We start from the raw sequence: 24,947 nt of genomic DNA, 5'->3' as shown, positions 1-24,947 counted from the left end.
ATCTTTTCCGAGCGACATGCCTCAAGGGCGCTCGACCTGGCGTCAATGATTTACGACCTTTGATCTCACCTCCCGGAACGGTCATGCGGGCGGCCAGGATTTTTCCTTGGCTGGGGCGGTAGGATTCGAACCTACGGTGCGCGGTACCAAAAACCGGTGCCTTACCACTTGGCTACGCCCCAACTATTCTTTTTCTGCAATCTCCCGAATGCGCTTGGCAGCGGCGTGAAGCAGTTCGGGGCGCGTATCGCCCATCCGCTTCGTCTGTGCAACATCTTTTTCGATGCGCTCGGCTTCACGCTCCAAGCACTCGATGATCTCCGCGTCGGTGATCGGGTGCATTGCTCGGTTGATCGCCATCAGTCTACCTCTCTGATTTCTGTCTTGGTGCCGCCAGCAGGTATCGAACCCGCGACCTCGCCCATACCACGGGCGCGCTCTACCAACTGAGCTACGACGGCAAATTCTTGGTTAATCCGGTCTCTTTCAGGGAGACCTGACTTGCATCATCCTCCTCGTCCGGTGCGGTAAGCATGGCATAGCGGTTCTCATCCAAAATGGCATGCCAAAGCAGCCACAAGATCGTGTCGGCCGCCCGCGGGCACTTTTCCAGCGCCTCCTCGTAGACGCTCTTCAGGGTAATCGGGTGGACGGCCTCATGTTTTCTGACCGTCACCTTCTCCTTGGTCATCTTGCCATCCAAGACGAACTCAAGCCGCTCTCGATACCGCTTTGCGGTGTCCTTGTGCTCGGCATGAGCGTTCCATTCGAGGCTCACGCCCGCTGATCCTCCGTGTGAGCCACGCCGCCGAAGTTCATCCGGTTGTAGTAGGCCTTGAGGTATTCCTCGTCGTCGGTCTTCACCGCGTAGGAGGCGAAGATGCGCCCCATCAGGAAGCCGCGACTGTCGACCTTCGTCACTTCCGACCAGTGATGGCCAAAGACCGGAAATTGGTCATCGAAGTACTGCTCAAGCGCGTACATACGCTGCTGGCCATCGACGAGCAGCCCGTCCAGCTCCGGCGCGTCGTGGAACATGTTGTAGCTGTAGCTTCCGAGAGGGAGACCAAGCCAGGCGCTCTGAATGAAAGCAATGGACTGCTCGCGGCTCCAAACCAGCGGGCGCTGCCATTCGGGAATCTTGAACCCCATGATCATCCGCAGACCTGTCGGATTGGGGAACTCGTGGTTGTCACGAAACCCTTTCGACTGCCTGAGGATGGAGTTGTGATGATCCCCGAGATGCATCTTTTCGGGCATCAGCCGGTCTGCCATAGCTTATCCTTTATTCTTTCGAGAAATCTATCAGAAGAATAGTCGCATGACAACATAAAGAATAGATTGGCGGCCCGTTAGCAGCCACGGATTGGACCCCGCAGCGTTTCACCCGCAGCCCTCAAAGAGCGCTGCGATTTGTTATCCCGCCACGGGCCAACGGCGGCTGTAGGCACGAGCGCTGCAGGAAAGGATCCAACGACCGTGCGTTATGGAGGTACAGGGCGGAGTTGAACCGCCTCCCTTACGGGGCCTGGGATTTGCAATCCCGCACGTTACCGTTCCGTCACTGTACCAATTTCATGGAGAACCGGGTGGGATTCGAACCCACGATGAGCTTTCGCTTGGAGATTAAGAGTCTCCCCCCTTCGACCAACTCTGGGCACCGGTTCATCTTGTGTCTTCAGCTTGCCTTCGCCAGCGCCCCTGCGAGCACTGGGCCACCTCCAGCCCCGAGTTCACTGAAAGCCGGCATGACATCAATCAGCGCGGCCCCACTGGGGAGAGGCGAGGAGGTCTCGCCACGCTTGTAGGCTGATGCCAGCGCTTCAACGAGGCTGCCTGCTTCACCGCCTTCTTCGAGAGCCAACCGAATGACCTCATCAATGTCGAGATCGACAAAGGTGATACTCTCGGTGTCGAACAAACTCCGTGCGTCTTCTTCCGAGCTGCCGCGTGGCGGCCAATCAGAGAGGCGCGTCCTGGTGGCAAGCGTCTCGAAGGAGATCAGCACTGCCTTCGTCTGCTCGAGGTTCATTTCAAGGGAGACGGCTGCCCGGAGAGCCGCGGCAAAGGTCTGGAGGCTACGCTTCGTGACCTGCGAGAGGTCTTCGCGCTGCATGAGGTCCGACGCAGTGCCGGCGATTTCAGAGACTTGCGAGTGCAGCCACTTGAGCATGAAACGGTCCTTCATCTCCTCGGGCATTGCCCCGGTGACGAACAGCCTTCCGGCTAGATCGAGGTTCAGTTCCGACAGTGCGTCCATCATCAATCTCCTTTCCTTAAACGATGGCAGACCCGGCCAGAATCGAACTGGCGTCAATCGATTAAAAGTCGATTGATAAACCACTCAGCTACGGGTCCACATTAGAATGACACTTGCGAAAGGGCCCGGCCTTATTCCCTCACGAAAGGGTCATTTATTTCATGTTCAATTCACTCGATGACAAAATTTTATATTCAGCAATGGCGGCTTCAAGGGGAATCGAACCCCTGTTATCCGGCTGACAACCGGGTGTAATATCCACTATACGATGAAGCCTCCTGCTATTCAGTGGGAGGGACCGGATTGCCCCTCCCACCAAACGCTTGCTGGAGCGACCGGGGTTGGTAAGACCCCGGTCTCCAGCCATCGGTATCCACGCCCAAGCGGTGCGCTACGTTCCCTCCGGACCACAACCCAATCTCCAGCATTCGCAGTATATGGCGAACCACGAGGATTTTGCCTCGTGTATCGGTTGTGGCTCACCCGACCTTCGGGTGACTATCCATACGCTTCGGAAGCCGCCAGTGGCGCTTTCAGGACCTATGTGTCCCAGATCAGCTACTCACGGTAACTGACTGATTAGAAACGAAGAAGCCCCTCGCTGGGGACCAGGAGGGGCTTCTTCCGAAGAACGTCGATGTGCGCGTTTCTACGACATCGATACCCCAACTGGTTTTTGAATCTCATAGCCAAAGCCAAGCTTCTGCCATGCGCGATCCGCCGCACAGACGACCGCTTCCAACATCCGCACGCAATCGAGCATGCAGGCGCGGATGGCGGTGGCCATCTGAGCAAGCTTATGTTCGATACGGTGGGTCATTGAAGTCGTCTCTCCAGTCTCAGTGTTTCTGTGTTGAGGAGAACTTAGATTCCGAATGCGCACAATGCAAGGATAAATTCGAAAAAAGTTCGATATTTTTTGAGTACCCTTATTTTGTTGGGGATAAGGGCACTCAGAGTTTGTTATTCAGCCTAGTTGAGGTCCGCATTTCTCTGAAATCTTCAAGGCGTCAGCATCGGAATGATGTGGACCCTCTCTGGCTCCCAGGTTCCATCCGGGTCGTTCTCAAACATCGGGTGGAAGACAACGTTCTCGTAGTTTTCAGGATCGGGCCAGTCCGGTTCAGGCGTCACCGACTCCAGTTGCGGGCATTCGACCTCAATGATCTCGAAGTCATCAGGATCACCTTCGCCGTCCCAGCCACCCCGCGCGATGTAGTCTTCCGCTGCTGCCAGGTCATCGAAGAGATAGACGCCGAACCCGACATCGCCGTGTCCGCCTCGGAAGCCTTCAATGAGGATACTCTGCAAGTCTTCCTCGTGGGTCACGTGATAGTAGGTCTCGATGGGCCCGGTGTCGTTGGCGGCGGCCCGTACTGGCGTTGCATCCGCTTCCATTTGAGCGACTGTCTTCTGCTCTTCAAGGACCAGAGCGAGTTCAGCGAGCACGTCGTCTCCGATCTCACTTGCCTGATTGACGAAACGCAAGGCATGCCGCCGCCTCGCGTAGGCACTGCTCTCTGCGAGCCTGGCTTCTCTTGTGGATGTGTCAAGAGCGGCGCGTGTTTCGAGGGCGGTCACAAGAAGCTTGTCATCTTGGATGTCCAAAGCGGACGCGCTGACCCTCTGATCCGCTAGCGAAATGCTAAAATCATTCAGCGGATCGCTTGCCGCCGTGAGTGCATACCCGTTCTCCAGAGAGTGCAACGTTACAGTGAAATAGGGATCGCGTCGAAGATCTTCAGCATAGAGTTGCGCGGTGTTCATGTCGTCGTGAATGGCAAGCTCCAGGTGGCCCACTCCGGATAGCCCTGCTTCCTTGCATGCTTCCAAGTTCTCGCCCGTTACGCAGACCAAACCTCCGAGCCCCGCACCCTCAATCGTGAGACTATGCTGCGCAGAACGGTCGAAGCTGAGCCGATCAATCGGTCTGCTGTGAGCCCCGAATCCAAAGCCGTCGTCTAGCGCCCAGATCAAGGGGATAACGGTTGCCGGCTCAAAGTACATTCTGGTCATGGTCGATCCTCATGGTTTGAGGCAGAGGTGCCGATCAGACGGCAAGCGACAACGCTTAAATGCGAAGCATTGGCTCCGGCCTTTCGACGCCCACCAGGACCCGAACCTCGCGCACACCGTAGTCGAGCCAGGCCACCACGCAGCGGTGCCAGCCGTCTAGGGTCAGGATGCATTGATTTCGCAGGAACGGCATGATTCACGGCTTTGAAAACGGAGCGGTGACATGAGCGATCTCTTCTGGCTGACCGACGAGCAGATTGCACGCCTGGCCCCTTTCTTCCCTAAGCCTCATGGTAAGCCTCGGGTCGATGACAGGCGGGTTTTGAGCGGGATTATCTTCATCAATCGTAATGGCTTGCGTTGGCGAGATGCTCCGAAGGAGTATGGTCCGCATAAGACGCTTTACAGCCGGTGGAAGAGGTGGAGCGAGAAAGGCATCTTCGCGCGGATGATGGCAGGTCTGGCCGCTGAGCACGGTGAAGAGAAGACCGTGATGATCGACGCGACATATCTCAAGGCCCATCGAACGGCGACCAGCATGGCCGCCAAAAAGGGGGGTGTGGTCGTCTGATCGGTCGAACCAAAGGCGGCATGAACACCAAGCTGCACGCCATCTGCGACAGTCAGGGGCGACCGATCGACTTGTTCGTCACCGCCGGACAGGTCAGCGATTACATCGGCGCGCGCGCATTGCTCAGCGGCCTGCCAAATGTCAAATGGCTGCTCGGGGATCGTGGCTATGACGCCGACTGGTTCAGAGAAGCGTTGCAGGACAAGGGGATACGCGCCTGCATCCCGGGCCGAAAGAAACGCAAGGAGCCGGTCAAATACGACAAACGCCGATACAAGCGGCGCAATCGCATCGAGATCATGTTCGGAAGGCTCAAGGACTGGAGGCGTGTGGCCACCCGATATGACCGGTGCCCGAAGGTCTTCCTTTCGGCCGTCGCCCTAGCCGCCCTCGTCATCTACTGGTTATGAATCCTGACCCTAGAGGACGCAAGTCCGCTCCGTTCATCTTGGCTATGACAGGGCAGGATGAGAGCGCAGCTTCTGGGCCGCCCATGTCTCCCATCCAGGTCCGCACGGACGCCCAGCGCGCCGCGGCGTCCGCATCGCTCTCTCCGGACAGCGTGAGCCGATCATCAATGTCAAAGAGGTTGTACATATCGAGGATGTCGAGGGTCACCAGGTGCCAATCGAGGCCTTCGATCTCATCTGGTTCCGCGATGAACTCAAGGTCCGGCGCGGCCTTGCAGGGGTCGTTGACCGGGTCACCACTCAGAACATCCCGGTCAAAGGTCTTTCGAGGAAGGGAGTAGGCCGCGCTGGCCATCGCCCTATCCATGGATCACATACCCGCGGCCGGAACCTCAGGCTCTTCCTCTATGGTTAGGTCGCTGAGGCGTTCCATAGCGTGATCCTCAACGTCACTCATGAACATCGAGTTCTCGTACTTGGACGCGGCTTGCCTGAGAGCCGCATGCGCAGCCGCATCGTTCTTGAACTCGATCTCGTGAGTCTCCGCAAGGGTGGTAAGGTCCTGGCTGCAGAAGCTGACATAGGCTCCCGGGAAACTCTCGAGGTCGACCTGAAGCTGCTGAATGGCGTGGGCTGGCATGTGCAGAGCCATCTCGGCGATCGAAGACGCCCAGGCCCGGGTTTGCCTCTCCATTTCCAACTCGTCCGTGCTCTGCATGGTCAGCATCTGCTTGTGGTCCAAGTCCCAGCTTGCATGGACTTCATCAGATGGAACTCCTGCGGTCCTTGCTGCCCGGCGCTTATCCTCGAAGATCAGCTCGAAGGCGCTGTCAGGGTTCTTGCGCATGACGACACCATGCCCGCTCGGCAACTTGATCGCCTCGGCCAGATCTGGGTTCAGTTCCCCAGTGGCCTGCCACGCCATCTCGATCGCATCCGCTTCCTCTACGGTATCTGTGAGCCAGATGAGAACCGACCCCTCGTACTCCATGCCCTCCGCCAAGAGCTTGAGGTAGTTGTCACTGTTGACCGGCGTTCCTTCGCCCCCATGGTCGCTCAGTGATACTGAACCACCGTCTTCGCTTAGAAAGAAGAAGAGGGGCACCACGATGTGATTGATTGGCTGTTCCACTAAATATTCCTGTTTCGATTGAGTTATGGCGTCGGATCGGTGGCCTTACATGCCCATGGCCATGGCGCGGCCCGAGAGCTCCATCTCCTGCTCCTCGACGAGGTCCGCGGAGGCAGTGCGGAGTGCATCGAGTGCCTCGGACCCCACATCGTTCGCCATCTCAGCCAGCCGCCGGCCGAAACGATCGAGGTACACTTCGAGCTCCTCGTCGGTGTAGACCGCCTTGCTGAACTCCTCGCTGGTCATCTTCCAGCTCGGTACAGAGCGATCCGCGTCCATGCCGTATTCGGAGGCCGGCTTGCGGTAGTCGGTGAGACTGATACCGAACTCCTGGGACTGGTCGCACATCAAGACCATGCCGAAGCCCCTCGGGTCCTTGTAGACATCGGTATATTTCTTCGCGACATCCCGCAGCCCCATGTGAACTGCCGCCGCCTCTTCGTAGGTATCCATCACGAACACATCGATTTTGCCCACCTTGTCGAGCCCGATCGCCATCAACCCATGAATGTTGTCGGAGAGAACGGGATAGACGCCGCTTGGCGCCTTTTCACGATCGAGCGTGATCGAGCCGATGCCCGGCCGGGAACGATCCCTCTTGTTCTCCGGGATGTAGTACAGCTTGATGAAGTTCTTGATCTTTTCAGCCATGATTTGGACCTCCTGTTTCCCCGCAGATGTGGAGGAACATGCAACTGAGAACCCCGGCTGCAGGAGCGCTTAATCCTTGTTTAGGTGTCGAAGGGTATGGTCGGCTTCGAAATCCAAGAGAGATCAGAAACCAGACATGGAACGTCACATCATCACCGCTGGCTACGGCAGGGCAGGGACCACTCTTTTCTACAATATGCTCAGGCACACCCTGAAGGGGGACTTCAATCTTCCTGAAAAGGAAGTCCCGGCCGCCCAGTGGATCAGGAAACCCGGCAACTATGCGACCAAGCGCCCGCTTGACATCTTCGACATCCCGAACATCCTGAAAATCAACGCCGGCCGGAAGAAGGTTGACCTGATCATCTCCCTGCGCGATCCGCGAGACATTCTGACCAGCTTCCACAAGAGCGTTCCGGATGACTACTTCGTCTCCGCCGACTTCTGCTATTTCGCACCGGAGGGCAGGGTGCCCACAAAGACCGCGCCAGGCATCCTGCAGACCCAGCATGCGATCGCAACCATCGCCATGTCTGGCCTCTTTCCGCAGGGCGTCTTCCTGCTCAAGTACGAGGACCTGATCGACAACCCGGAGTTGGTGAAGAACAAGCTCGCAGAAGGGCTCAACCTCAGGTTCGAGGGCAAGTTTTCTGACTTTCACAAGCAGGCGATCCCGCAAGACCTGCAGCGCGCCCTGAACGGCGTCCGGCCAGTCGAGAAGACCGCCGCTCCGAAGTGGCAGAAGCCCGAACATCGAGAGCGCATCATCGACCAGTTCACACGGTTTCCCGAACTGCACGACGTGCTGATCGCTCTGGGCTACGAGGAAGACGCATCCTGGTTCGAAGAGTTCAAGGCCGCGGCCTGACGCCGCCGGGCGCCCCAGGCATCAAGGGGCGCCTTCACTCATCTTCCAGAGCTCTAACCGCCTCGAGAGCTCGGGAACCTGTTTCATATCGAGGCCTCCAGGTGTGACCACACGCGCATTCAGCAGAGAACTTGCCCAGCGCGTCGCCACCTCCCGGTCTTCGCTCAATGGCCACACCACCGCTCACGGTGATCACGTCCGTGACCAGGAAGTGCTCGAAGATCGACAGGTCCCCGCCACCGCATTTCGGGCAGCGGAAGGGCCGCTGTGACGTCTTGGGATCGTCTGCCATCAGGAGCGACCTTCCGCGATACTGTACAGGCCGAGTGACTGGGCCCTCTGAAGAGCCCTGGACCTGATTACGCCGTAGTGCACCGCCACGAATGCGAGATCGCCTCCCAACCGCTTCCACACATCCGGAAACTCATCTCGTGGCATGAGGAACTCCGCTGCGAAGCAGTCAGCTTCGCAGCCCGCCCGACGATAAAGGTCGTCCTCTATCCAGCCACGGGGCACCGAGATTGGCCTATCGGAGAGGTGCATCGCCAGATGACCGAGCACCCGCGCCAACGTAAAGTTGTCGTGGTCCACGGTCGTGTTCGGTGAGAGGCTGATCTCGAAGTCCTTGTGGCTCTCTGCCTTGAGGAGATTGGTGTCGTAGACATACGAGATCTTGCCTCCCAGCTCCCGAAGATCGCTTTTCAGAGAGTGCGCTGCAGGGCTGCCGCCATGGCCCATCACTGTGCGGGCTTCAGCGGCAAAGCTCTCAACACTGTCCTTGGACCAATTCACGGGCCTGGGCATCTCGTAGGCTGTCATCTAGATGTGACCGCCCGCAAGACCATCAAGCAGCCAACGAACACGAAACGCGCAGCGCCATCGGTCCGAGATGTAGCATAGATCGACCTCGACTTCCCCGTCGTACCCATAGGTATCGACACCAGCACGATAGTCACCATTCGCCTTGGCAAGGCGCCGCCACTCTCGCTCCATGCGCTTCCTGAGGCGAGGGGTGAAGAGCGCACTCGAGCCGCCCTCCAGGCGATGATAGATCGCTTCAGTGACGGCGCGCTTGAACTTGGTTGGTCTCATGTTCAGGAACTTTCCTTGATGGGCTTCGTGATGAACGGCGGCCAGACATCGGAGCCATGCTGGTGATCGTCCAAGATCCACTCGTCGTCAGCCTGCATCTTGGGGAACCGGCCATGCCATTTCCCGCTGTAGCACTCGGAGCACCTGACCTCCTCGCGTCTCTTGGCGTTCCAGAAGAAGCCGGTGGCAGTGTTCTCGACCACGTTGCAGTGCGGACAAGCAAATAGGGACATATTCGGCTCCTTACGCGACAGGGCGCCAGAAATCGGGCGGATCGACCGGCAGGTTGGTGTCAGCATTGCTGCTCATCCCCGTAGCCCAGCCCGGAGGCTGCCCGCCAACACGGTTGCCTCCCATGCACACTGGTCGCTCCGACCACACAATGTAGTCCATGAAAATCTGGTTGCCTTCCTGGTAGCCCGCTTCGATCTCATCACCATTGCGAGGTGCGTTCTCGACGTCATCCCGCCAGGGGCGCTCGTCCGGTTCCTGCAGAGCCAAGTTTAGTTCTCCGTTGAGTTCGTTCTATTCTTAATTAATGCTCCCAAGATGTCAACAAACCATCGCTTTAAGAATAGATTGCGCCGAGCTTCAGATGCGCCGCTTTAGCTGGAATGCTGATCGGCCAGGTGATCTCTGGTCTTTGCGATGAGCATCGTTGAATAGCCAACGACATCTGGCAAAGACACTCGAGACACATCGTCAGCGGCGCTGGCATCCGATCGCTCTCGCTCATCCCACCCCGGGAGGCTCTCCAAGAAGTTTTTGATCGCTGGGTTTTGCGAAGCGGCCGCAATCATGTCCTCAAACATAGTGGAACCCTCAAAATCGACGTTGCTTCCCTGAAGACAGTCGATGAGCTCCACAGCACGCTTATACCCGATTTCGCCATTCGCATCTGCCGCACCAAGCAGGTATGCGCGCACCTCGGCACTGAGGAAAGCGGGCCGATGGAGGTCCCGCAAGTGATAGTGCTTGGCAGTATTTATCGCGCACTGCAGATAGCTGATGTGATCCCGAGCCGCCTTCAAAAAGCTGCCGGGCCACCCAGGAAGTGTTTCCAGAAATGCTTTGATTGCCGCTTTCGAAGACGCCGCAGCCGTCATGTCGTCAAGAAGGGTAGGGCTCGCATAGTCGATATCCGTGCCCTCTAGGCAATCCAGAAGCATGACCGAGCGCCTTGCCCACATATCATTGTCGCCTTGAGACTCTGCCATCAGGGCGCGGAGTTCTACTCTTTCCATTACTCGTTCTATCTTTTGTGACAGAGCGAGTATGGGGTCAGAAGGTTTCAGCGGAGTGTGAAACTGCGCCCCTTAAGGCATGGGGCTCAAGACCGGCTCTTTTTAAGAGGCTCAGAAGAGGCCCCTCATTGCGGTGCGCTGGCGTGCTCCGCAGCCTTCACGAGGTCCATCTGAAGGTAGCCAACCGACTCTTGAGCAGCCACGTGTTCGATGTTTGGCCAGAACGGAACCGTCTTCAGGAAGGCTTTGATATTTTCGTTGCGCTCAGCCTCTTTCGTCATGTCTGCGAGCAGAGTTGAGCTGGCGAAATCGATGTCTGTCCCGTCGAGGCTGTCTAAGAGCATGAGTGTCCGGTCTCTCATCAGCGTCTGTTCAGACGGGTCCTTAGTCAGTTCGTGTCTAATTCTCGCGCGATCCATGTGGAGTTCTCCTGCTGCCATGCCCTCGACATGACGCCCAAAAGTTTCAGGATCCTTTGTCTTGGCCGCCACTCAAGACAATCAACAGCGCGATCAAATGGCTCGGGGCGCTAGGCCCTCATCCTGCAATGCCTCGTCGGGTTCTACACGCAATTCGGGAGGAATGCGCGTGAGAACGCCTGGATGAGAGCGCTGGGCGTCTCGAATGGAGTTAGCGAGGTAGAGCAGGCCATCATCCATCACCGTACTAAGCTCGAGCTCTTTGCCCTCGTCAGCCGCATACTTGACGGCCTGCTCGAAAAGCTTCCGCCCGATACCCTGATTTCGGAACTCCGTGTCGACGGTCACGTAGGGAAGCCAGAGCTGCAGGTCTTGGTAGGGGTTCTGCTGCACGGCGGCGATCCCTACAACCTTTTCATTGCCTGACACAGCCACGAAGTGCAGATGATTGGACATGTAGTTGGCGTAGAAGTACTTCAGACGTTCTTCGATGTCAGCATGATGGGCTTGGAAGGCATATCGCGAGCCGAACTCGTCTCCAAAGATCTGCTCATATCTGATTTCAGCGACCGCCTCGGTCATTCCAGCACTCCATTGATCAGCAATAACTTGCACGCGCCGACGCCTGCCACAAGCTGTTACCGCGGTAACAGCTGACGCCAGTTTACAAGATGTGGTGGCAGGCATACTCTCAAGCTCAATGAGCAGTGCAGTCGAACAGATATTCGGAGATCTCCACCCGGACGCTTTCAAGCTGTTCTCCGGGTCGGCGAGACATTTCTACGCGAAGCTCCTTGAGCACCTCTCCGATGAGCTGTTCGAGGATGCGGGCCTTTCGGCCCGCGGCCAAGTGATTGACGCCATCAAGGAGTTCTGCCGCCGGCACGAAGGGCTCGACCCAGAAGCGAAGACCGACATTGGGGTGAGGGCCAATATGACCTACGCCCGGCTTCTCGAGACCGGGTGGCTCCTCGAACAGCGCAGCGGCTTCCAGCGATTCACCGACATCGACCCCACGGCCAGGCTGCTCCTCGACTTCCTGCTTGACGTGAAGTTTGGGCGCCTGCGCTCCTACGGCGGGGAGGTCATCAATGTGCTCGCGCTCATCGAGAGCGTCGAGAGAGACCCGCAGAACCGCTCGGAGGCCCTCAGGGGCGCCGCCAAGGCGTCTCGAGGTTTCCTGAACCACCTCCGGGGCCTGAGCGCCAACATGCGCAAGGCAGAGGAGCTGATCGCCACCAGGGCCTCCTTCGCGGACCTCTTCGAGAGCTTCTTCACCGATTACGTCCAGGCCCACCTCATCTCGGACTACAAGCAGCTCCACACTCGAGCGAACCCATTCAGATTCAGAGTCCGTATCCTCGGCATCGCCCGCCGCATTCTCGAAGACGATTTCAGGATCGATGAGATCGCCGCTGCCTACCAGCGGGAAGGCAAGTCAGAAGACGCGACCGCCGCACGCCGAATGGTGATCGAAGATCTACGGACAATACTGCGTGTTTTCAGTGGCATTGATGACTATCTTGATGTGATTGAGGACACCAATCGCCGGGTCGAGACGAAGATCCGGAACACGATCCGCTTCCTCGACACCATGCGCGAGAGCAACACTGAGGTCTTGGAGCGAGTGCTCAGGTCCGCAGCAGCGCATGCGCTCGATGAAGGCTTCCCAAGCGATGGAACAACGGGCTCCTCGCTCCCATCTGGCTCAACGCACCTCTTCACAGCGAACAGCAAGCGTCCCGAGATCAAGCCGACGACGATCCAACGTCCGCAGAAGTCCGAGGCGCAGCGGGCCCATGAGGCCGCGATCATTGCGTACCGGGCCAGGAGCCAAGTGCAGCCTGATCAGGTCGACGCCTACCTGCGAGCCAACGTCGAAGGCCGGGGGGCTGTTGAAGGCCGTGAACTGCCGATCACTTCCCTCGATGACTTCTTCGTCTTCGAACGGCTGAGATCGCTCAACTATCTCGGCGGCCGCCTGTCGAAGGACTGGGAGATTTCAGAATGTCCCGGCACCGTTGAAAACGACTGGATCACCTGCAGAAACTTCCTGATCCGTCCGCGCGGACAGCAACAAAGGGTGCACTGATGGAACTTCGTGAGTTCGCGCAAATCCTCGACAAGGCCGACGATCCGGACGCGCTGAGTGATGCCATCCGCATCGCCATTCAGGCGCTAATGTTCCACCAGGTCATCTACGACGACACCCACTCGGTGCCATCGTCCGCGGTGCAGGCCATCAAGGACCACAGGAGCTTCTTTGAGCGCTACTTTGCCGTGGCGGGCTATGATCTCGAGATGGACGCCCGCACGCAGATGATCGCGCTCAAGCCGCAAGACCTCGAGAAGCCCCCATATGCATGGCGCCTCATGCGTCTGAAGAAGGACGAGACCCTCATTCGGATCGCGCTTCGCTACATCTTCGAAAACGGCTTCACCGAGGGAAAGATGGACGGGACAGGGCGCGTGGAAACCGACACCGTGGAGATCTCCGAAGTCTACCAACGTATCGCCCAAGCGACACCACCCGGCGAAAACCACCTGGTCGAAAACCTTCTACGTGAGCTGAACCGCAAGGGCATCGTGCGACTTGGGGACAAGGATCGCGAGACCCGAGTGACCCGACTGACGATCCTCCCGGGCATCCGGGTGCTGGTCTCCGATGCTTACATCGAGCGCCTTCAGAGCTGGCTTGAGAGCGATCAACAGACCCCATTCCTGGAGGCGAGCTGAGATGTACGAACTGAAGCGGATTTCGCTGCACAACTGGTATCTCGTCGACGTCCTGGACATCCCGATCCGGGAGCATGCAGCTCTCATCGGCCAAACCGGCGCGGGCAAAAGCTCCGTACTCGATGCCATCCAGACTGTCATTTCAGGAAACAATCGCAATGTCTTGGAGCTCAATGCTGCAGCAGGGGTTCAGCGCGGCCGGAGCGTCCGAGACTACGCCCTAGGGTGCGTGAGCGACGTCAATGAAGGCAAGCCCCGCAGAGAACGCTGTGAGACCACGCTCGTGCTCACGTTCCACGACAAGGGCCTTGGCAAGCACATCGCACTTGGTCTTCTCCTGCGTGTCGAACAGGACCTCTCTGAGCAAACGAAGCGCTTCATTGTCGAGGGCTGCGACTTCCGGATCGAGGACTTCGTGGATGGTGGGGCAGTGGTCTCCCACGACGCGATGGTTGAGCGACTTCGCAAGGCGCATGGCGACAAGGCGATCACGTTCCACCAGAACAGCACCAAGTTCGTGAACGCCTACCTGCAGTTGATGCGGCCCTCGGCACCTCCGGATGCCAAGAGGTTCCTGCGGAGCTTCGCGAACGCGCTGCAAGCCAAAGAGATGTCGGACCCGACTGATTTCGTCCGTCGCTTTGTTCTGGAGCCGCTGCCCCTCGACGTGGCCGGGGTTCGTTCCTCGATCTCGGTCTGGCGGGAGATGTCCTCTGAGGTGGCCCGCATCGAAGGCATGACGAGCGATCTGTCGACCGTCACATCTCGTTTCCAAAAAGGGTTCAGCATCAGCAAGATGGAGGGCGAGCTTAACGGGGCTTCCTTCGCCCTCGATGTCGCTGAAGCCGAGCTGGAAACCCGCAAGCTGCGAGATGAACTGACCTCCAGCCAGGCAGAACTGAAGACAGCGACAGCACGCTCGGAGGAGCTGTCGGCAGAGGTGAATGACCTCGAAGCCGAGCGGGGTGGACTGCGGCAAAAACTCACTGAAGTTGATGGCTCTGCCGAACTCGGGCGACTGGATTCAGAACGCCGGCTTCTCGAGGAGCGCAAGGCGAGCCTGCGCCATCGCATTGAAGCAGGGCTCACCCCATACTCTGAAATTCGCCACCTGAAGTCCGTGGTCCCCCTGGTCCCCAGCATTGCAGAAGCGGCTGACCTGGGAAGTCAACTGAGCAAACTGACGTCTGGGCGCGCAGCGGAGGAGTGGGTGTCCTCTGGCGGTGAGATTGATGAAAAACTACGTCTTCTCAAAGAATTCTCTGGTGATCTTAATGCAATCACTGCGCGCCTAGATGAGACCCGGGACACTGCTCTTGAAGTGCGCTCTCGGCTGCGGGAGTTCGGCGATGAGGAGACATCCGCACGACCAGAGGCCGTCTTGAGCAGGTCCGTGCGCCACTTCCTTGCAGACCTCGAGAACGTCGGCATAGGCGCGCGGTGCCTGCCTGACCTTGTCACGGTCAACGACACATCCTGGGCCTATGCACTTGAGGCAATCCTGGGTGCAAACCGCGAGGCCATCATCGTCGACGAAGCTCAGATCGATGCCGCCTTCGACCTCCTGTACCGGAACCGCAACGCATATGACGGGGTTCGCCTCATCGATCAGCGCCGGCTGAGGAACGTGCGGACACGAGTGGCCGAGCACTCAATCGCAGACGTGGTGACCTCGGATGATCCGGTGATCCGACAGTTCCTGGAATTCAATGTCGGCCGCTACAGCCGCGCCGAGACCGAAGGGGAGCTGCGATCACTCTCAAGTGGGATCATGCGGAACGGGAAGACTGGGTCCGGCGCCACGCTCCGGGTTTTCCGTGATCGCCGGCCGATCCTCGGCAAGACTGCCCAGAGCGCTGCCCGTGGAGAACTTGCGCTCGAGATGACGGAGCTGCGGGAGCAAGACGAGACCCTGCAGAAATCGATCCGCGACCTTGAGGCGGCCCAGCAGCGCGTGCGTGCACTTTCCATCGTTGATCCCGACGTGCTCTCGAAGGCTATCACCGACCTGAAAGAGGTCCTCTCTGCTCTACGGTCGCTCGCCCAGCGCCGCCAGGCGATGTCGGCCCCGGATACCGGCAATATCGACGCCAGACTCTCTGAAATTGAAACCCAGCTGGAAGTCCTTGGCACGGAGACTCTGAATTTTGAGAAGAGGCGCCGGACGCTGGACATCCACTGCGGTATCCTGAGCGGCAAGCTCGAGGAGCGCCAGGACGGGCTTCTATCGCTACGGCAGCGTATGGCTGGTCTCGCGGAGGAGGCCCTAACAGCCATTCCCGAAGGCGTCGCCAAACTCATCGGGGAGGGCGATTACGATGTGCCGGTCTCTCAGCAGGAGATAGACGACATCGCTGGCTACACGGTGTCCGATGCGACATCCAAGATCGCCGTTCTACGGGAACGCATTGATGACGTGCGCAAAGAGATTACCAAGGACGGGTCAGCAAGTGCCCTCATCACCCGCGGCAACAATGGCCTGATGTCCTACGCTCAGAAGTGGATGGTCGAGGACGCACCACTTGGGGAGCACTGCTCCGATGCAGAGCGCTTCATCTGGGCCCATTCGCATCTCGACCGCCTGAGTAACCACGAACTCCTGCAGTACCGCGAGCGGCTCGAGCGGGCGCGCGAGGAAATGGAGACCAGCCTCACCGAAGGCCTTATCGGGCGCATTGGCGAGCAGTTTGCGCTTATGGAGGAGCAGCTCGACAGCCTTAACCGGAGGCTCTCGAAGTACTCGTTCGTTGGCCAGACATACCAGTTTCGAAGCACGGTCTCGGCGCAGTTCCTGCCAATCTACCGGCTGGTGACCGCCGAGGTCCCCGCGAGCCAATCCGTGCTCGATGTCGCCGACGACGAAAGCCTTCAGGCGCTCGATGCTCTTCTCGAGGGTGAGAGCGACGACGTGAAGCGATACGAGGACTACCGGAACTACTTCAACTTCGAGCTCTTCATAGAGCACCCGGATCCCGAGGACGCCTCGCGGATCGTCAGCACACCGTTTTCGTCCGTACTGGGCAAGCTCTCCGGCGGCCAGCGTCAGGCGCCGTACTACGTGGCGATCGCAGCCTCACTGGTGTCCGCATACTACCCGAAGGCAACGCCCGGCGACTACGAAGGCATGGGTCTCATGGTCTTCGACGAGGCGTTCAACAAGCTCGACATCCCAAACACGCAGCGGCTCATGGACCTCTTCCGATCGCTCGGCCTGCAGGTCATCGTGGCCGCTCCGGAGGAGAAGCGCAGTTCGCTCATTGAATGCGTCGACAGCGTGATCTCGGTCGGCCGAAATCCCGGCTCGTCTGATGTCTTCATCGACTCCGTGTCGATCGGCGCCAAGGCCAAGGAGCGGATGTTCGCAGAGAACCCCGTTCATCTGAGCGCTGATGCCTTCGAGGGCGTGGGAACGCCTGGGGAGTGACGCTTTTTAACTGAGACCGGCAGGACGCCAATGGGCGCCCTATAGTGTCGCATTCCTGCGGTCATCGGTTTGCGTTCCGTTGCGAGCCATGGTAGCGAAAACTTCGATGATGAAAGTAAAATGCATATCAAGGACAATCGCAATGTCTTAAAAATGCTGAAGCTCATAACACGAGCCAAAACTTTCACGCGAAGATACATTACCAATCGAAGGAGAACCTCATGCGTTCGTCGAAGCTTTTCTCGACCGCACTGGCCGCCACGCTCGCGATGCCGATGGCGGCATCGGCCCAGGAAGACGGGGCCGGGCAATGCGGTGAGGTGTCGATCGCCCAGATGGGATGGGCGGCAGCCGAGGTCACCACCAACATCGCCAAGTTCCTTCTCGAGCAGGGCTATGGCTGCGACGTGAGCCTCGTGCAGTCGGACACCATCCCGGCGATCACCTCGGTGGCCGAAAACGGCGAGCCGGACGTGGTTACCAACCTGTGGCTGAACTCGGCCGGCGAGGCCTACACCAAGCTCGAGGAAGGCGGTAGCATCAAGCGGCTGACCTCGGTGCTCGAGCCGGGCGGCGTCGAGGGCTGGTGGATCCCCACGTCCCTGGCCGAGGAACACCCGGAACTGACCACCATCGAGGGTATCCTCGAAAACCCTGCCCTTGTGGGCGGGCGTTTCAACAACTGCCCCGACGGCTGGGGCTGCCGCGTGGTCTCGGACAACCTGTCGCGCGCCTTCGACTTGGAAGGCAACGGCATCGAGGTGTTCAACCACGGATCGGGTGAGACCCTGGCGACCTCAATGGGCGCCGCGGTCACTGGAGGTGAGCCCTGGTTCGGCTACTACTGGGGGCCGACCGTGCCGCTCGGCAAGTACGATATGACGCGCGTCAAGCTCGGCGACTACGACGAGGAGAAGTTCGCGCCGTTGCAGAACGCAGATACGCCAGATCCGCAAGTCTCGGACTTCCCGGCCGCGCCGATCCTCACCGCGGTCACCGCGGACTTCGCCGAAGAGAACCCGGCGGTTACCGAGTTCTTCAGCAATATGACCTTCAGCACTGACCAGATGTCCGGCCTGCTGGCGTGGAAGGACGAGAACAATGCCTCGAACGAAGAGGTAGCCGTGCACTTCCTCAGCAACTCCGGCGACACTTGGGCCGGCTGGGTGAACGACGCCGCGCGCGAGAAGCTCTCGGCCCTGCTGAAGTAAGACATGTACCGCGCCTCGGGTATCCCTGGGGTGGCGCTCTTCGACGGGGCCGGACCACCGGCCCCGTCTCCGTTTTCACAAGAAGGGCGGGCCGTTCCGGTTCGACAGACACATGGCAACTTATGACGGCTTTTTCGACACTTTGGGGCTGAGAGACTGGTGCGACGGCGGGAACTCGGAAGGACCGATGTCGATGACTGACCTCATGTACAAGGCCCAAGGTGGCGACAAGGCCGGCGAGACCTCGCTACGCGATTTACCGTTTCCCTCGCTCGACGCGCTGCATGACGCATGCGCCGCAATCCCCCAGTCTCGCGATCTGACCAAGGGGCTGGAGACCGGCTTTCTGGGAATCCGCGACGCGCTGCGCATCGTGGTCGACCCTCTGACCCAACCGCTTAGCTGGGCGCTGGAGAGCATGCTGCAGCTGATGACCGGCACGCCTTGGTGGATCATGGTGCCGCTGCTGATGCTGATCACTTGGGCGGTGAGCCGGTCGTGGAAGATCGTCGGCTTCGTAGCGATGGTCATCGCCGGGCTGGCCTTCGTCGATCACTACGAAGTGGCGATGCAGACGCTGGCGATCATCTTCGTCTGCGCCTTCATCTGCGTGCTCATCGGGGTGCCGATCGGCATCGCCATGTCACGCAGCGACCGGCTACAGAACATCGTCACGCCGATCCTCGACATGCTGCAGACCTTGCCGCCCTTCGTCTACCTGATCCCGCTGATCTTCCTGTTCTCGGTGACCGAGCCGAAGCTCTACGGCATCGCGGTGATCCTTTATGCGATCGTACCGGTGGTGCGGTTGACCAACCTCGGCATCCGGCTGGTGGATCCGGATGTAATCGAGGCCGCGGACGCCTTTGGCATGACAAAGCGCCAGAAGCTCCTCGGAGTGCAGATCCCGCTCGCGCTGCCCAACATCATGGCCGGGGTGAACCAGACGATCATGATGTCTCTTGCCATGGTGGTGATCGCCTCGATGGTCTCGGCCCCCGGGCTCGGCATCCTCGTGCTGCGCGGCATCCGCAACCTAGAGCTGGGCACCGGCCTCGTCGCCGGTCTCGGCATCGTAGTGCTGGCCATCGCGCTCGACCGGGTGACCAAGGCTTCGCTCGCTCGCATCGATGCCAGCCAGGCGCAACGCTGAGGAGATGACGATGACAGATAAGACCGTGAAAGTCTCGATCCGCAATCTCTACAAGGTCTTCGGCGAGGACCCGCAAGCGGCGCTCGCCGAGGTAAAGGGCGGCACATCAAAGACCGAGCTGCTAGACCGCACGAACCACGTGCTTGGCCTGAACGATATCAACGTCGACATGAACGAGGGCGAGATCACCGTCATCATGGGCCTTTCAGGCTCGGGCAAGTCAACGCTGATCCGTCACCTCAACCGGCTGATCGAGCCGACTTCCGGCGAGATTCTGGTGAACGGCGAGGACATCCTTTCTTGGAAGGACACTCAGCTGCGACAGCTGCGCCGGGAAACGATGTCGATGGTGTTCCAGAAGTTCGCCCTGCTGCCACATCGCACCGTGCTCGACAACGCTGCCATGCCCCTGGCAACGCGCGGAGTGTCGCAAGAGGCCCGCGAAGACGAGGCGCGCAAATGGCTTGGTCGGGTCGGCTTGACGGGCCAGGATGAACAGTATCCGCATCAGCTGTCCGGCGGGATGCAGCAGCGAGTGGGGATTGCGCGAGCGCTGGCGTCGAACTCGGACATCATGCTGATGGACGAGGCCTTCTCGGCGCTCGATCCGCTGATCCGCACCGACATGCAGGACCTGCTTCTGGAGCTGCAGGCAGAACTGCACAAAACCATCATCTTCATCACCCACGATCTCGACGAGGCATTGAAGCTCGCCGATCACCTGGTGATCCTCAAGGATGGCGCGGTGGTACAGCAGGGTGAGCCGCAGGCGATCCTGCTTAATCCGACGGATCCCTATATCGAGGAGTTCGTCGCCGACATCAATCGCGCTCGCGTGCTGCGGGTGCGATCGATCATGACCCAGAAAGTCCCGGCAGGCGAGATCGCAGGCCACGTGGCACCCAGCGACAACCTCGAGAGTGTGATTGCCCGCGCGGGTGGCGAAATAGACCAGACTTTCCGCGTCGTGCACGACGGCGAGACCAGAGGCTACGTGGGGATGCCGGACATCATGCGCGCGCTGGTGCCCCGGCGGGCGAGCGAGGCTGCGGCGGCGTAAAACTCGGCGTCGCCCGGGCTCAGGCGCGAAGCCTCGCTGTCGTAGGTCCCGAGGGGCACAGTAAATAGGGTTGGGCGACGCGTGCTCTGCCGCCCAACCAGGCTGCGACCGCGATGGCCTTGGCGTTACCGAACTCGCGCAAGTCGAACACACCGTGTTTACGCCCGTATCCGGAGTCCCTGACGGCGCCGAAGGGCATCTCCGGTGTCGCGAGGTTGAAGTGGTTGATGAAGACCATGTCGGTGTCGAATTGCTTTAGGGCAGGAACCGTTGGATAGTCGACATCCTTCGAGAAGATGCCGCCGCCAAGGCCGAAGCGGCTTTCGTTGGCGACAACGCTGCCACCATGCGCACTGCCGGTCATCGTGACCCGAGGGTACCCTCGGCTGCAGGAGTTTATGCGGCGTGTCGAAATCAATGAGTGGAGACTTCTCCCACTCGGCCGACGACTGCGACGACATTCCTCAACCAAGCACTATCGCCCCCTAAGAGCCTCCGGCGAGCGCGATAGGGGATTTAGAGCGCACCTCCAATCACATTCCCGTTTCGGAACCTAAGGCTCCCCCCGTTCATTCCTCTCCACAAGAAGGATGGCACGCGACGTGTCGTTCAGGCAGCGATGGCTAAGAACCTGTTAAGCTCGCCTCTGTACCCGTCACTGGCCGACAAGCTTCGGCCGATGACACAAAGGAGACCCGCCATGAATGCACTCACCACGCGCCGCGCCGCCCTGAAGCTTGGCCTCGCCTCCGCTGCTGGTATCGCAGCGCCGGCACTCCTTCATGCACAAGTAGCCGCGCCGGCTCCGACTGTAATGCAACCCCAACTCGTTCGTTTGACGACCCCACTACCGGCAAGCGAGATCCATGTCTTTCCAGACGCGTTCCGGCTTTTCTGGTCTCTGCCGGACGGGCAAGCGTGGGTATACGCGATCCGCGTCGGCCGCGAAGGCTTGTACGAGTCCGGCGAGTACCACGTTGGCGCCAAGAAGGAGTGGCCCTCCTGGACACCGACCCCGGGCATGATCAAACGGGAGCCTGAGAAATACAAGAAGTACGCTGATGGCGGCATGCCCGGCGGCCCAGGCAATCCACTGGGAGCACGCGCTCTCTACCTGTTCACTCCTGAGCGCGGTGACACGTTCCTAAGAATTCACGGTACCAATGATCCCGCAACCATTGGCCGGGCAGTATCTAACGGCTGCGCCGGGCTCATCAATGACCAGATAATCACTCTCTACGATCAGGTTCCCCTGAATGCACGCGTTGTGCTGCATCCCAAGCAGTTGGTCTAAACGGCGCCGCTTCGAGGCGTTGCCCGGGATAGGCGCGAATACTTCCTTGTGCACCTGTCCCGGAAGCGAGCTATGCGGTGCATCCGAACTGCGAGGGAACTCGCAATGCGCAGGCGTTCAGCGCGCATGCTGCGGAGCCAACTTAGCGACCGGCCTTCAAGAGCCGAGCAATCTGGCAAGCTCCAACGTCGAATAAGCCACCGCCACGGCGCCTGCGGCAAACAGGACTTCTGCGCGGTCCTGGCGAGGGTCGCCCGGGGTAACAAATCCGATCGCCGTGACCCCGGCAGAGCGGGCAGCCTCGATGCCATGCGGGCTATCGTCGATCATCACTGCCTCGTGCGCCGGCACGCCCATCCGGGTAAGGCAATGGAGGATTAGGTCCGGTGCAGGCTTCGCGCGAGCGACCATCTCGGCGGAGTAGACATGCTCTCCGAAGACCGCCCTCAGAGGCAGGCGGCCGAGTGAGTTCTCGAGCCGCGCGATGCGGCTGTTGGAGGCGACGCAGATCGGCCGGTCTAAGCCTGCGATCAGAGCCTCAATGCCCGGCACCGGCTGTAATTCGGCGTGGAAAGTTGGGAAGAGACGAGCCTCCCATCGTGCGATTACCTCTTCCGCTGCGATGATGCCCAACTCGTTCCTACAGGTCTCGAGCATCTCACCCCGCGAACCGCCTGTGAAGCGGACGTGAACTTCTGTCGCGGTGATCACTGATCCAACCTCGTTCAGTGCTTCGGCCAGTAGACGGGATGCGATCATCTCGCTGTCGATCAGCACACCGTCGCAATCGAAGATCACCAGCCCAGTGGGCAGGGAAATCGAGGTATCGGTGGGAGCAAGGCAGGTCACGCAACCACTGCCTTGCGTAGCGCCAACGCCATGTCAGGTCGGTCCGACGTCAGGTGCCCAATGCCCCGGTCCAGCCAAGTTCGAAGGGTGTCTTGATCATTCACCGTCCAGGCGCAGAGCCGCTCGATCGGCCAGAGCCGCTGCACCTCGTCCCAATTTGCGGCAAGGAAATCATGCCGCAGAGCGACGATGTCGACGAGATCGCTCACCGCGTAGATGAACCCTTTGAGCCCGCCGTGGTTTGCGACCCAGTGGGCATCGGCCGAGACAACCCGGCGGATCTCCGGTGCGTGCTGTCGGCAGTCGAAGAGAATGCCGAGATCGAAGGACGTGAGGTGGGTGCGGCTCGCAACGCCGCGCGCCATCAGGGTCTCGGCCACCTTCGCGACGATGCCGGGATAGGGGCGGCCTCGGGCGTCGAGCTTGATTTCCACGTGCAATGCGACTCCCTGCGGGCCCAGCACATCCAGTACTTCATCAAGCGTCGGGATAACGTCGTCGCTTTCCTTCAGCTTCGTGGCTACGCGGGCCTCGGGCGTCAGCGCGCGGACCTCACCGGCGGCCTCGGTGGTGCGCTCGAGCGTGGCGTCGTGGATCACCACAAGCTCGCCCGCGTCGGTCAGGTGCACGTCGAATTCCACGGCGTCCACGCCCAGTTTGCGCACCTCGGCAAAGCCGGTGAGCGAGTTCTCGGCCCAGAGGTTGCGGGCGCCGCGGTGGCCGGTGATGCGGGTCATGGGAGGTCCTTTCAGCGGATGGTCGGGTCGAGTCTGTCGCGCAGCCAGTCGCCGACGAGGCTGATCGAGAGGGTGGTGAGCATGATGACCACGGCGGGGGCGAGCATCACCCAGGGCGCGGTGGTGAGGTATTCGCGGCCGAAGCCGACCATGTTGCCGAGGCTGGTCTCGGGCGGCTGCACGCCGAGGCCGAGGAACGACAGGCCCGACTCCATGAGGATGATCTCGGGGAAGGTCAGGGTCATCGACACGATGAGGGTCGAGGCGACGTTGGGAAGGATGTGCCGCAGGTAGACCCGCGCCGGGGTCGCGCCCAGCTGCACCACGGCGGCGGCATAGCCCTGCGCACCCGCCGAGATCGCAAGGCCCCGGGCGATGCGGGCGTAGCGCTCCCAGCCGTAGAACCCCATGAGGCAGACCAGCAGCCCCATCGACGAGCCGAAGAAGGCCAGCACCGCCAGCGACATGATGAGGAACGGCAGCGCCGCCTGGAAGTCGGCGAGCATGACCACCACGTGCTCGACCCAGCCGCGGAACTGCGCCGCGAGAAAGCCGAGCGCTGTGCCGAAGAGCGCCGAGAGCAGGGTCGCGCCAAAGGCGATGACCAGCGAGACGCGCACCGACTGGATCAGCCGCGAGAGCACGTCGCGCCCCAGCTCGTCGGTGCCCAGCCAGTGCCCCGGCGTGCCCGGCGGCGAGAGCCGGGCCATGAGGTCCATCTGGGTGATGTCATAGGGCCGGAGGAGGTCGGCAAAGGCGGCGCAGAGCAGCACCCCCGCCAGCCACACGAGGCCGAAGGCGACGCTGGCGGGGATCGCGGCGAGCCGTGCCAGCACCGGGTTGCGGGGTTTCGGGGTGTCCATGGCAAGGGTCATGGGACGGGCTCCTCTCAATGCGCCGCCTGCGAGCGCAGGCGCGGGTCGAGCCAGCCGTAGAGCAGGTCGACGATCAGGTTCGAGACCACCATCACCGCGGCGATCATCAGCAGGATGCACTGCACAACGGCGAGGTCGCGGTTGCTGACCGAAACGATCAGCAGCCGCCCGATGCCGGGCCAGCTGAAGATGGTCTCGGTCACCACCGCGCCCGCGACCAGAGAGCCGACCATGAAGCCGACGATGGTAACGATGGGCACGGCGGCGTTGGGCAGGGCGTGGCGCGAGATCACCTGGCGCCAGGTGACCCCCTTGGCCGAGGCGGTGCGGATGTAGGGCTGGCCTAGCACCTCGATCATCGCCGAGCGCGAGAACCGGGCGAGGATGCCGATGCCGCCGATCGAGATGGTGATCGTTGGCAGGATGCCGTGCCACCAGGTTCCGAAGCCGCCCGAGGGCAGCAGCCCCCACATCACCGCAAAGAGCAGCACCAGAACGAGGCCGAGCACGAAGGAGGGGATGGTGAAGCCCGTGACGGCCAGCAGGATTACCCCGCGGTCGATCAGGCTGCCTCGGTGCAGCGCGGCGTAGATGCCCGCCGGGATGCCGATGCCGAGCTGCAGCAGCAGCGCGGGCACGGTCAGTTGCAGCGTCGCGGGCAGGCGTTCCAGCACGAGTTCCAGCGCCGGCGAGCGGTCGCGCATCGAGATCCCGAAATCGCCGGTGAAGATCTGCACGATGTAGGCGGCGTATTGCTGCCAGAGCGGGCGGTCGAGCCCCCAGGCGGTGCGAAAGGCGTCGACGGTCTCCTGCGGCACGTCGGGCCCGAGCAGCACCTGCGCCGGGTCGCCCGACATGCGCAGCACCACGAAGGCGAAGGTCATCACCGCCAGCACCGTGACGAGGGCGCGCAGCAGGCGGATCGAGAAGAAGCGGATCATCGGG

At 60.2% G+C, this 24,947-nt stretch carries 30 protein-coding genes and 6 tRNA genes; 9 read left to right on the top strand and 27 right to left on the bottom strand.

The genetic code is table 11. The features are described from left to right. Positions 1 to 107 precede the first annotated feature (107 nt). The 12 genes from G0D83_RS18280 to G0D83_RS18225 all read right to left on the bottom strand — a co-directional run bounded on the left by G0D83_RS18280 (position 108) and on the right by G0D83_RS18225 (position 4,276). Positions 108 to 182: transfer RNA gene (locus tag G0D83_RS18280), tRNA-Gln, on the bottom strand. A gap of 1 nt (position 183) precedes the next feature. Further along, positions 184 to 360 (bottom strand): hypothetical protein, encoded by a 177-nt coding sequence (locus G0D83_RS18275; RefSeq protein WP_164196231.1) that lies wholly within the window; start codon positions 358 to 360, stop codon positions 184 to 186. Between the two features lie 25 nt (positions 361 to 385). Next, positions 386 to 461, bottom strand: a tRNA-Thr gene (locus tag G0D83_RS18270). Continuing rightward, positions 452 to 778, bottom strand: coding sequence for a hypothetical protein (locus G0D83_RS18265; RefSeq protein WP_164196230.1), 327 nt, complete (start codon positions 776 to 778; stop codon positions 452 to 454). The genes G0D83_RS18270 and G0D83_RS18265 overlap by 10 nt, the downstream gene beginning before the upstream one ends. After that, positions 775 to 1,275 carry a DUF262 domain-containing protein gene (locus G0D83_RS18260; RefSeq protein ID WP_164196229.1) on the bottom strand — a complete coding sequence of 167 codons (501 nt, stop codon included), beginning with the start codon at positions 1,273 to 1,275 and terminating at the stop codon, positions 775 to 777. Before G0D83_RS18260 ends, G0D83_RS18265 begins: the two co-directional genes overlap by 4 nt. A 212-nt stretch (positions 1,276 to 1,487) precedes the next feature. Beyond that, positions 1,488 to 1,571, bottom strand: a tRNA-Cys gene (locus tag G0D83_RS18255). A 7-nt stretch (positions 1,572 to 1,578) separates the two neighbouring features. After that, positions 1,579 to 1,667, bottom strand: a tRNA-Lys gene (locus tag G0D83_RS18250). Positions 1,668 to 1,678: 11 nt separating this feature from the next. Beyond that, positions 1,679 to 2,260, bottom strand: coding sequence for a hypothetical protein (locus G0D83_RS18245; RefSeq protein ID WP_164196228.1), 582 nt, complete (start codon positions 2,258 to 2,260; stop codon positions 1,679 to 1,681). Between the two features lie 24 nt (positions 2,261 to 2,284). After that, a tRNA-Lys gene (locus tag G0D83_RS18240) sits at positions 2,285 to 2,358 on the bottom strand. Between the two features lie 103 nt (positions 2,359 to 2,461). Beyond that, positions 2,462 to 2,536: transfer RNA gene (locus G0D83_RS18235), tRNA-Asp, on the bottom strand. Between the two features lie 373 nt (positions 2,537 to 2,909). Next, complete coding sequence (locus G0D83_RS18230) at positions 2,910 to 3,080, bottom strand: hypothetical protein (RefSeq protein WP_164196227.1); 171 nt, start codon at positions 3,078 to 3,080, stop codon at positions 2,910 to 2,912. Positions 3,081 to 3,262: 182 nt separating this feature from the next. Further along, the gene (locus tag G0D83_RS18225; protein ID WP_164196226.1) at positions 3,263 to 4,276 is read right to left on the bottom strand and encodes a hypothetical protein; all 1,014 of its coding nucleotides are present in this window, start codon (positions 4,274 to 4,276) and stop codon (positions 3,263 to 3,265) included. 223 nt (positions 4,277 to 4,499) lie between these two features. On the opposite strand from G0D83_RS18225, the gene G0D83_RS18220 reads away from it, so the two are divergent. Beyond that, positions 4,500 to 5,257 (top strand): IS5 family transposase gene (locus G0D83_RS18220; protein WP_164196225.1). Its coding sequence is split into 2 segments (ribosomal slippage): positions 4,500 to 4,836 and positions 4,836 to 5,257, totalling 759 coding nucleotides; the frame shifts between segments, so codons are not numbered across the junction. Here G0D83_RS18220 and G0D83_RS18215 read toward each other — a convergent pair. From G0D83_RS18215 to G0D83_RS18205, 3 genes are read right to left on the bottom strand one after another with little or no spacing between them, the layout of a single operon-like run. Continuing rightward, on the bottom strand, positions 5,241 to 5,612 hold the full coding sequence (locus G0D83_RS18215) for a hypothetical protein (protein ID WP_164196224.1): 372 nt from the start codon (positions 5,610 to 5,612) through the stop codon (positions 5,241 to 5,243). The two genes, G0D83_RS18220 and G0D83_RS18215, sit on opposite strands and share 17 nt — an antisense overlap. A 15-nt stretch (positions 5,613 to 5,627) precedes the next feature. Next, entirely contained in the window at positions 5,628 to 6,389 is a 762-nt protein-coding gene (locus tag G0D83_RS18210) for a hypothetical protein (protein WP_164196223.1), read from the bottom strand. 45 nt (positions 6,390 to 6,434) lie between these two features. Next, positions 6,435 to 7,040 carry a hypothetical protein gene (locus G0D83_RS18205; protein WP_164196222.1) on the bottom strand — a complete coding sequence of 202 codons (606 nt, stop codon included), beginning with the start codon at positions 7,038 to 7,040 and terminating at the stop codon, positions 6,435 to 6,437. A gap of 136 nt (positions 7,041 to 7,176) precedes the next feature. Here G0D83_RS18205 and G0D83_RS18200 point away from each other — a divergent pair, with 136 nt between their 5' ends. Then, positions 7,177 to 7,908: a sulfotransferase domain-containing protein gene (locus G0D83_RS18200; protein ID WP_164196221.1), complete on the top strand. Its 732-nt coding sequence runs from the start codon at positions 7,177 to 7,179 to the stop codon at positions 7,906 to 7,908. A 291-nt stretch (positions 7,909 to 8,199) separates the two neighbouring features. Here G0D83_RS18200 and G0D83_RS18195 read toward each other — a convergent pair whose 3' ends face one another. The 7 genes from G0D83_RS18195 to G0D83_RS18165 all read right to left on the bottom strand — a co-directional run bounded on the left by G0D83_RS18195 (position 8,200) and on the right by G0D83_RS18165 (position 11,245). Further along, positions 8,200 to 8,727 carry an ImmA/IrrE family metallo-endopeptidase gene (locus tag G0D83_RS18195; RefSeq protein WP_164196220.1) on the bottom strand — a complete coding sequence of 176 codons (528 nt, stop codon included), beginning with the start codon at positions 8,725 to 8,727 and terminating at the stop codon, positions 8,200 to 8,202. Then, positions 8,728 to 9,000 carry a hypothetical protein gene (locus G0D83_RS18190; RefSeq protein WP_164196219.1) on the bottom strand — a complete coding sequence of 91 codons (273 nt, stop codon included), beginning with the start codon at positions 8,998 to 9,000 and terminating at the stop codon, positions 8,728 to 8,730. A gap of 2 nt (positions 9,001 to 9,002) precedes the next feature. Further along, positions 9,003 to 9,233 carry a hypothetical protein gene (locus G0D83_RS18185; RefSeq protein WP_164196218.1) on the bottom strand — a complete coding sequence of 77 codons (231 nt, stop codon included), beginning with the start codon at positions 9,231 to 9,233 and terminating at the stop codon, positions 9,003 to 9,005. Between the two features lie 10 nt (positions 9,234 to 9,243). Continuing rightward, on the bottom strand, positions 9,244 to 9,501 hold the full coding sequence (locus G0D83_RS18180; RefSeq protein ID WP_164196217.1) for a hypothetical protein: 258 nt from the start codon (positions 9,499 to 9,501) through the stop codon (positions 9,244 to 9,246). A gap of 104 nt (positions 9,502 to 9,605) precedes the next feature. Next, positions 9,606 to 10,244 carry a hypothetical protein gene (locus G0D83_RS18175; protein WP_164196216.1) on the bottom strand — a complete coding sequence of 213 codons (639 nt, stop codon included), beginning with the start codon at positions 10,242 to 10,244 and terminating at the stop codon, positions 9,606 to 9,608. Positions 10,245 to 10,369: 125 nt separating this feature from the next. Further along, positions 10,370 to 10,663, bottom strand: coding sequence for a hypothetical protein (locus G0D83_RS18170; protein WP_164196215.1), 294 nt, complete (start codon positions 10,661 to 10,663; stop codon positions 10,370 to 10,372). 93 nt (positions 10,664 to 10,756) lie between these two features. Then, positions 10,757 to 11,245 carry a GNAT family N-acetyltransferase gene (locus G0D83_RS18165; protein ID WP_164196214.1) on the bottom strand — a complete coding sequence of 163 codons (489 nt, stop codon included), beginning with the start codon at positions 11,243 to 11,245 and terminating at the stop codon, positions 10,757 to 10,759. 94 nt (positions 11,246 to 11,339) lie between these two features. Between G0D83_RS18165 and G0D83_RS18160 the strand changes: the two genes are divergently transcribed. The 6 genes from G0D83_RS18160 to G0D83_RS18135 all read left to right on the top strand — a co-directional run bounded on the left by G0D83_RS18160 (position 11,340) and on the right by G0D83_RS18135 (position 20,247). Then, positions 11,340 to 12,755, top strand: a complete 1,416-nt coding sequence (locus G0D83_RS18160) for a Wadjet anti-phage system protein JetA family protein (protein ID WP_164196213.1) — start codon at positions 11,340 to 11,342, stop codon at positions 12,753 to 12,755. After that, positions 12,755 to 13,399 (top strand): DUF4194 domain-containing protein, encoded by a 645-nt coding sequence (locus G0D83_RS18155; protein ID WP_164196212.1) that lies wholly within the window; start codon positions 12,755 to 12,757, stop codon positions 13,397 to 13,399. The genes G0D83_RS18160 and G0D83_RS18155 overlap by 1 nt, the downstream gene beginning before the upstream one ends. Before the next feature lies 1 nt (position 13,400). After that, on the top strand, positions 13,401 to 16,823 hold the full coding sequence (locus tag G0D83_RS18150) for an SbcC/MukB-like Walker B domain-containing protein (protein WP_164196211.1): 3,423 nt from the start codon (positions 13,401 to 13,403) through the stop codon (positions 16,821 to 16,823). 221 nt (positions 16,824 to 17,044) lie between these two features. Beyond that, positions 17,045 to 18,034, top strand: coding sequence for an ABC transporter substrate-binding protein (locus tag G0D83_RS18145; protein WP_164196210.1), 990 nt, complete (start codon positions 17,045 to 17,047; stop codon positions 18,032 to 18,034). Between the two features lie 112 nt (positions 18,035 to 18,146). Next, entirely contained in the window at positions 18,147 to 19,187 is a 1,041-nt protein-coding gene (locus tag G0D83_RS18140) for a proline/glycine betaine ABC transporter permease (RefSeq protein WP_164196209.1), read from the top strand. Between the two features lie 10 nt (positions 19,188 to 19,197). Further along, a complete protein-coding gene (locus G0D83_RS18135) occupies positions 19,198 to 20,247 on the top strand; it encodes a glycine betaine/L-proline ABC transporter ATP-binding protein (RefSeq protein ID WP_164196208.1) in 1,050 nt (349 codons plus the stop codon). 19 nt (positions 20,248 to 20,266) lie between these two features. Here G0D83_RS18135 and G0D83_RS18130 read toward each other — a convergent pair whose 3' ends face one another. Beyond that, positions 20,267 to 20,611 carry an aldehyde dehydrogenase family protein gene (locus G0D83_RS18130; RefSeq protein ID WP_164196207.1) on the bottom strand — a complete coding sequence of 115 codons (345 nt, stop codon included), beginning with the start codon at positions 20,609 to 20,611 and terminating at the stop codon, positions 20,267 to 20,269. Positions 20,612 to 20,947: 336 nt separating this feature from the next. On the opposite strand from G0D83_RS18130, the gene G0D83_RS18125 reads away from it, so the two are divergent. Next, the gene (locus tag G0D83_RS18125; protein ID WP_164196206.1) at positions 20,948 to 21,541 is read left to right on the top strand and encodes a L,D-transpeptidase; all 594 of its coding nucleotides are present in this window, start codon (positions 20,948 to 20,950) and stop codon (positions 21,539 to 21,541) included. A 156-nt stretch (positions 21,542 to 21,697) separates the two neighbouring features. On the opposite strand, the gene G0D83_RS18120 is transcribed toward G0D83_RS18125, so the two are convergent. The 4 genes from G0D83_RS18120 to G0D83_RS18105 are packed head-to-tail and all read right to left on the bottom strand — an operon-like array spanning position 21,698 to position 24,943. Continuing rightward, complete coding sequence (locus tag G0D83_RS18120; RefSeq protein ID WP_370457263.1) at positions 21,698 to 22,390, bottom strand: HAD family hydrolase; 693 nt, start codon at positions 22,388 to 22,390, stop codon at positions 21,698 to 21,700. Continuing rightward, the gene (locus G0D83_RS18115; protein WP_164196205.1) at positions 22,387 to 23,127 is read right to left on the bottom strand and encodes a glycerophosphodiester phosphodiesterase family protein; all 741 of its coding nucleotides are present in this window, start codon (positions 23,125 to 23,127) and stop codon (positions 22,387 to 22,389) included. Before G0D83_RS18115 ends, G0D83_RS18120 begins: the two co-directional genes overlap by 4 nt. Positions 23,128 to 23,138: 11 nt before the next feature. Next, a complete protein-coding gene (locus G0D83_RS18110; protein ID WP_164196204.1) occupies positions 23,139 to 24,002 on the bottom strand; it encodes an ABC transporter permease in 864 nt (287 codons plus the stop codon). A gap of 14 nt (positions 24,003 to 24,016) precedes the next feature. Then, entirely contained in the window at positions 24,017 to 24,943 is a 927-nt protein-coding gene (locus G0D83_RS18105; protein WP_164196203.1) for an ABC transporter permease, read from the bottom strand. Between the last annotated feature and the right edge of the window lie 4 nt (positions 24,944 to 24,947).

Origin of the sequence: Salipiger sp. PrR003 (assembly GCF_010500785.1) — a bacterium.
GTDB lineage: Bacteria > Pseudomonadota > Alphaproteobacteria > Rhodobacterales > Rhodobacteraceae > Salipiger > Salipiger pacificus_A.
Note: the sequence above shows the minus strand (reverse complement) of the source record. Positions and strands in the feature narration are given on the sequence as shown.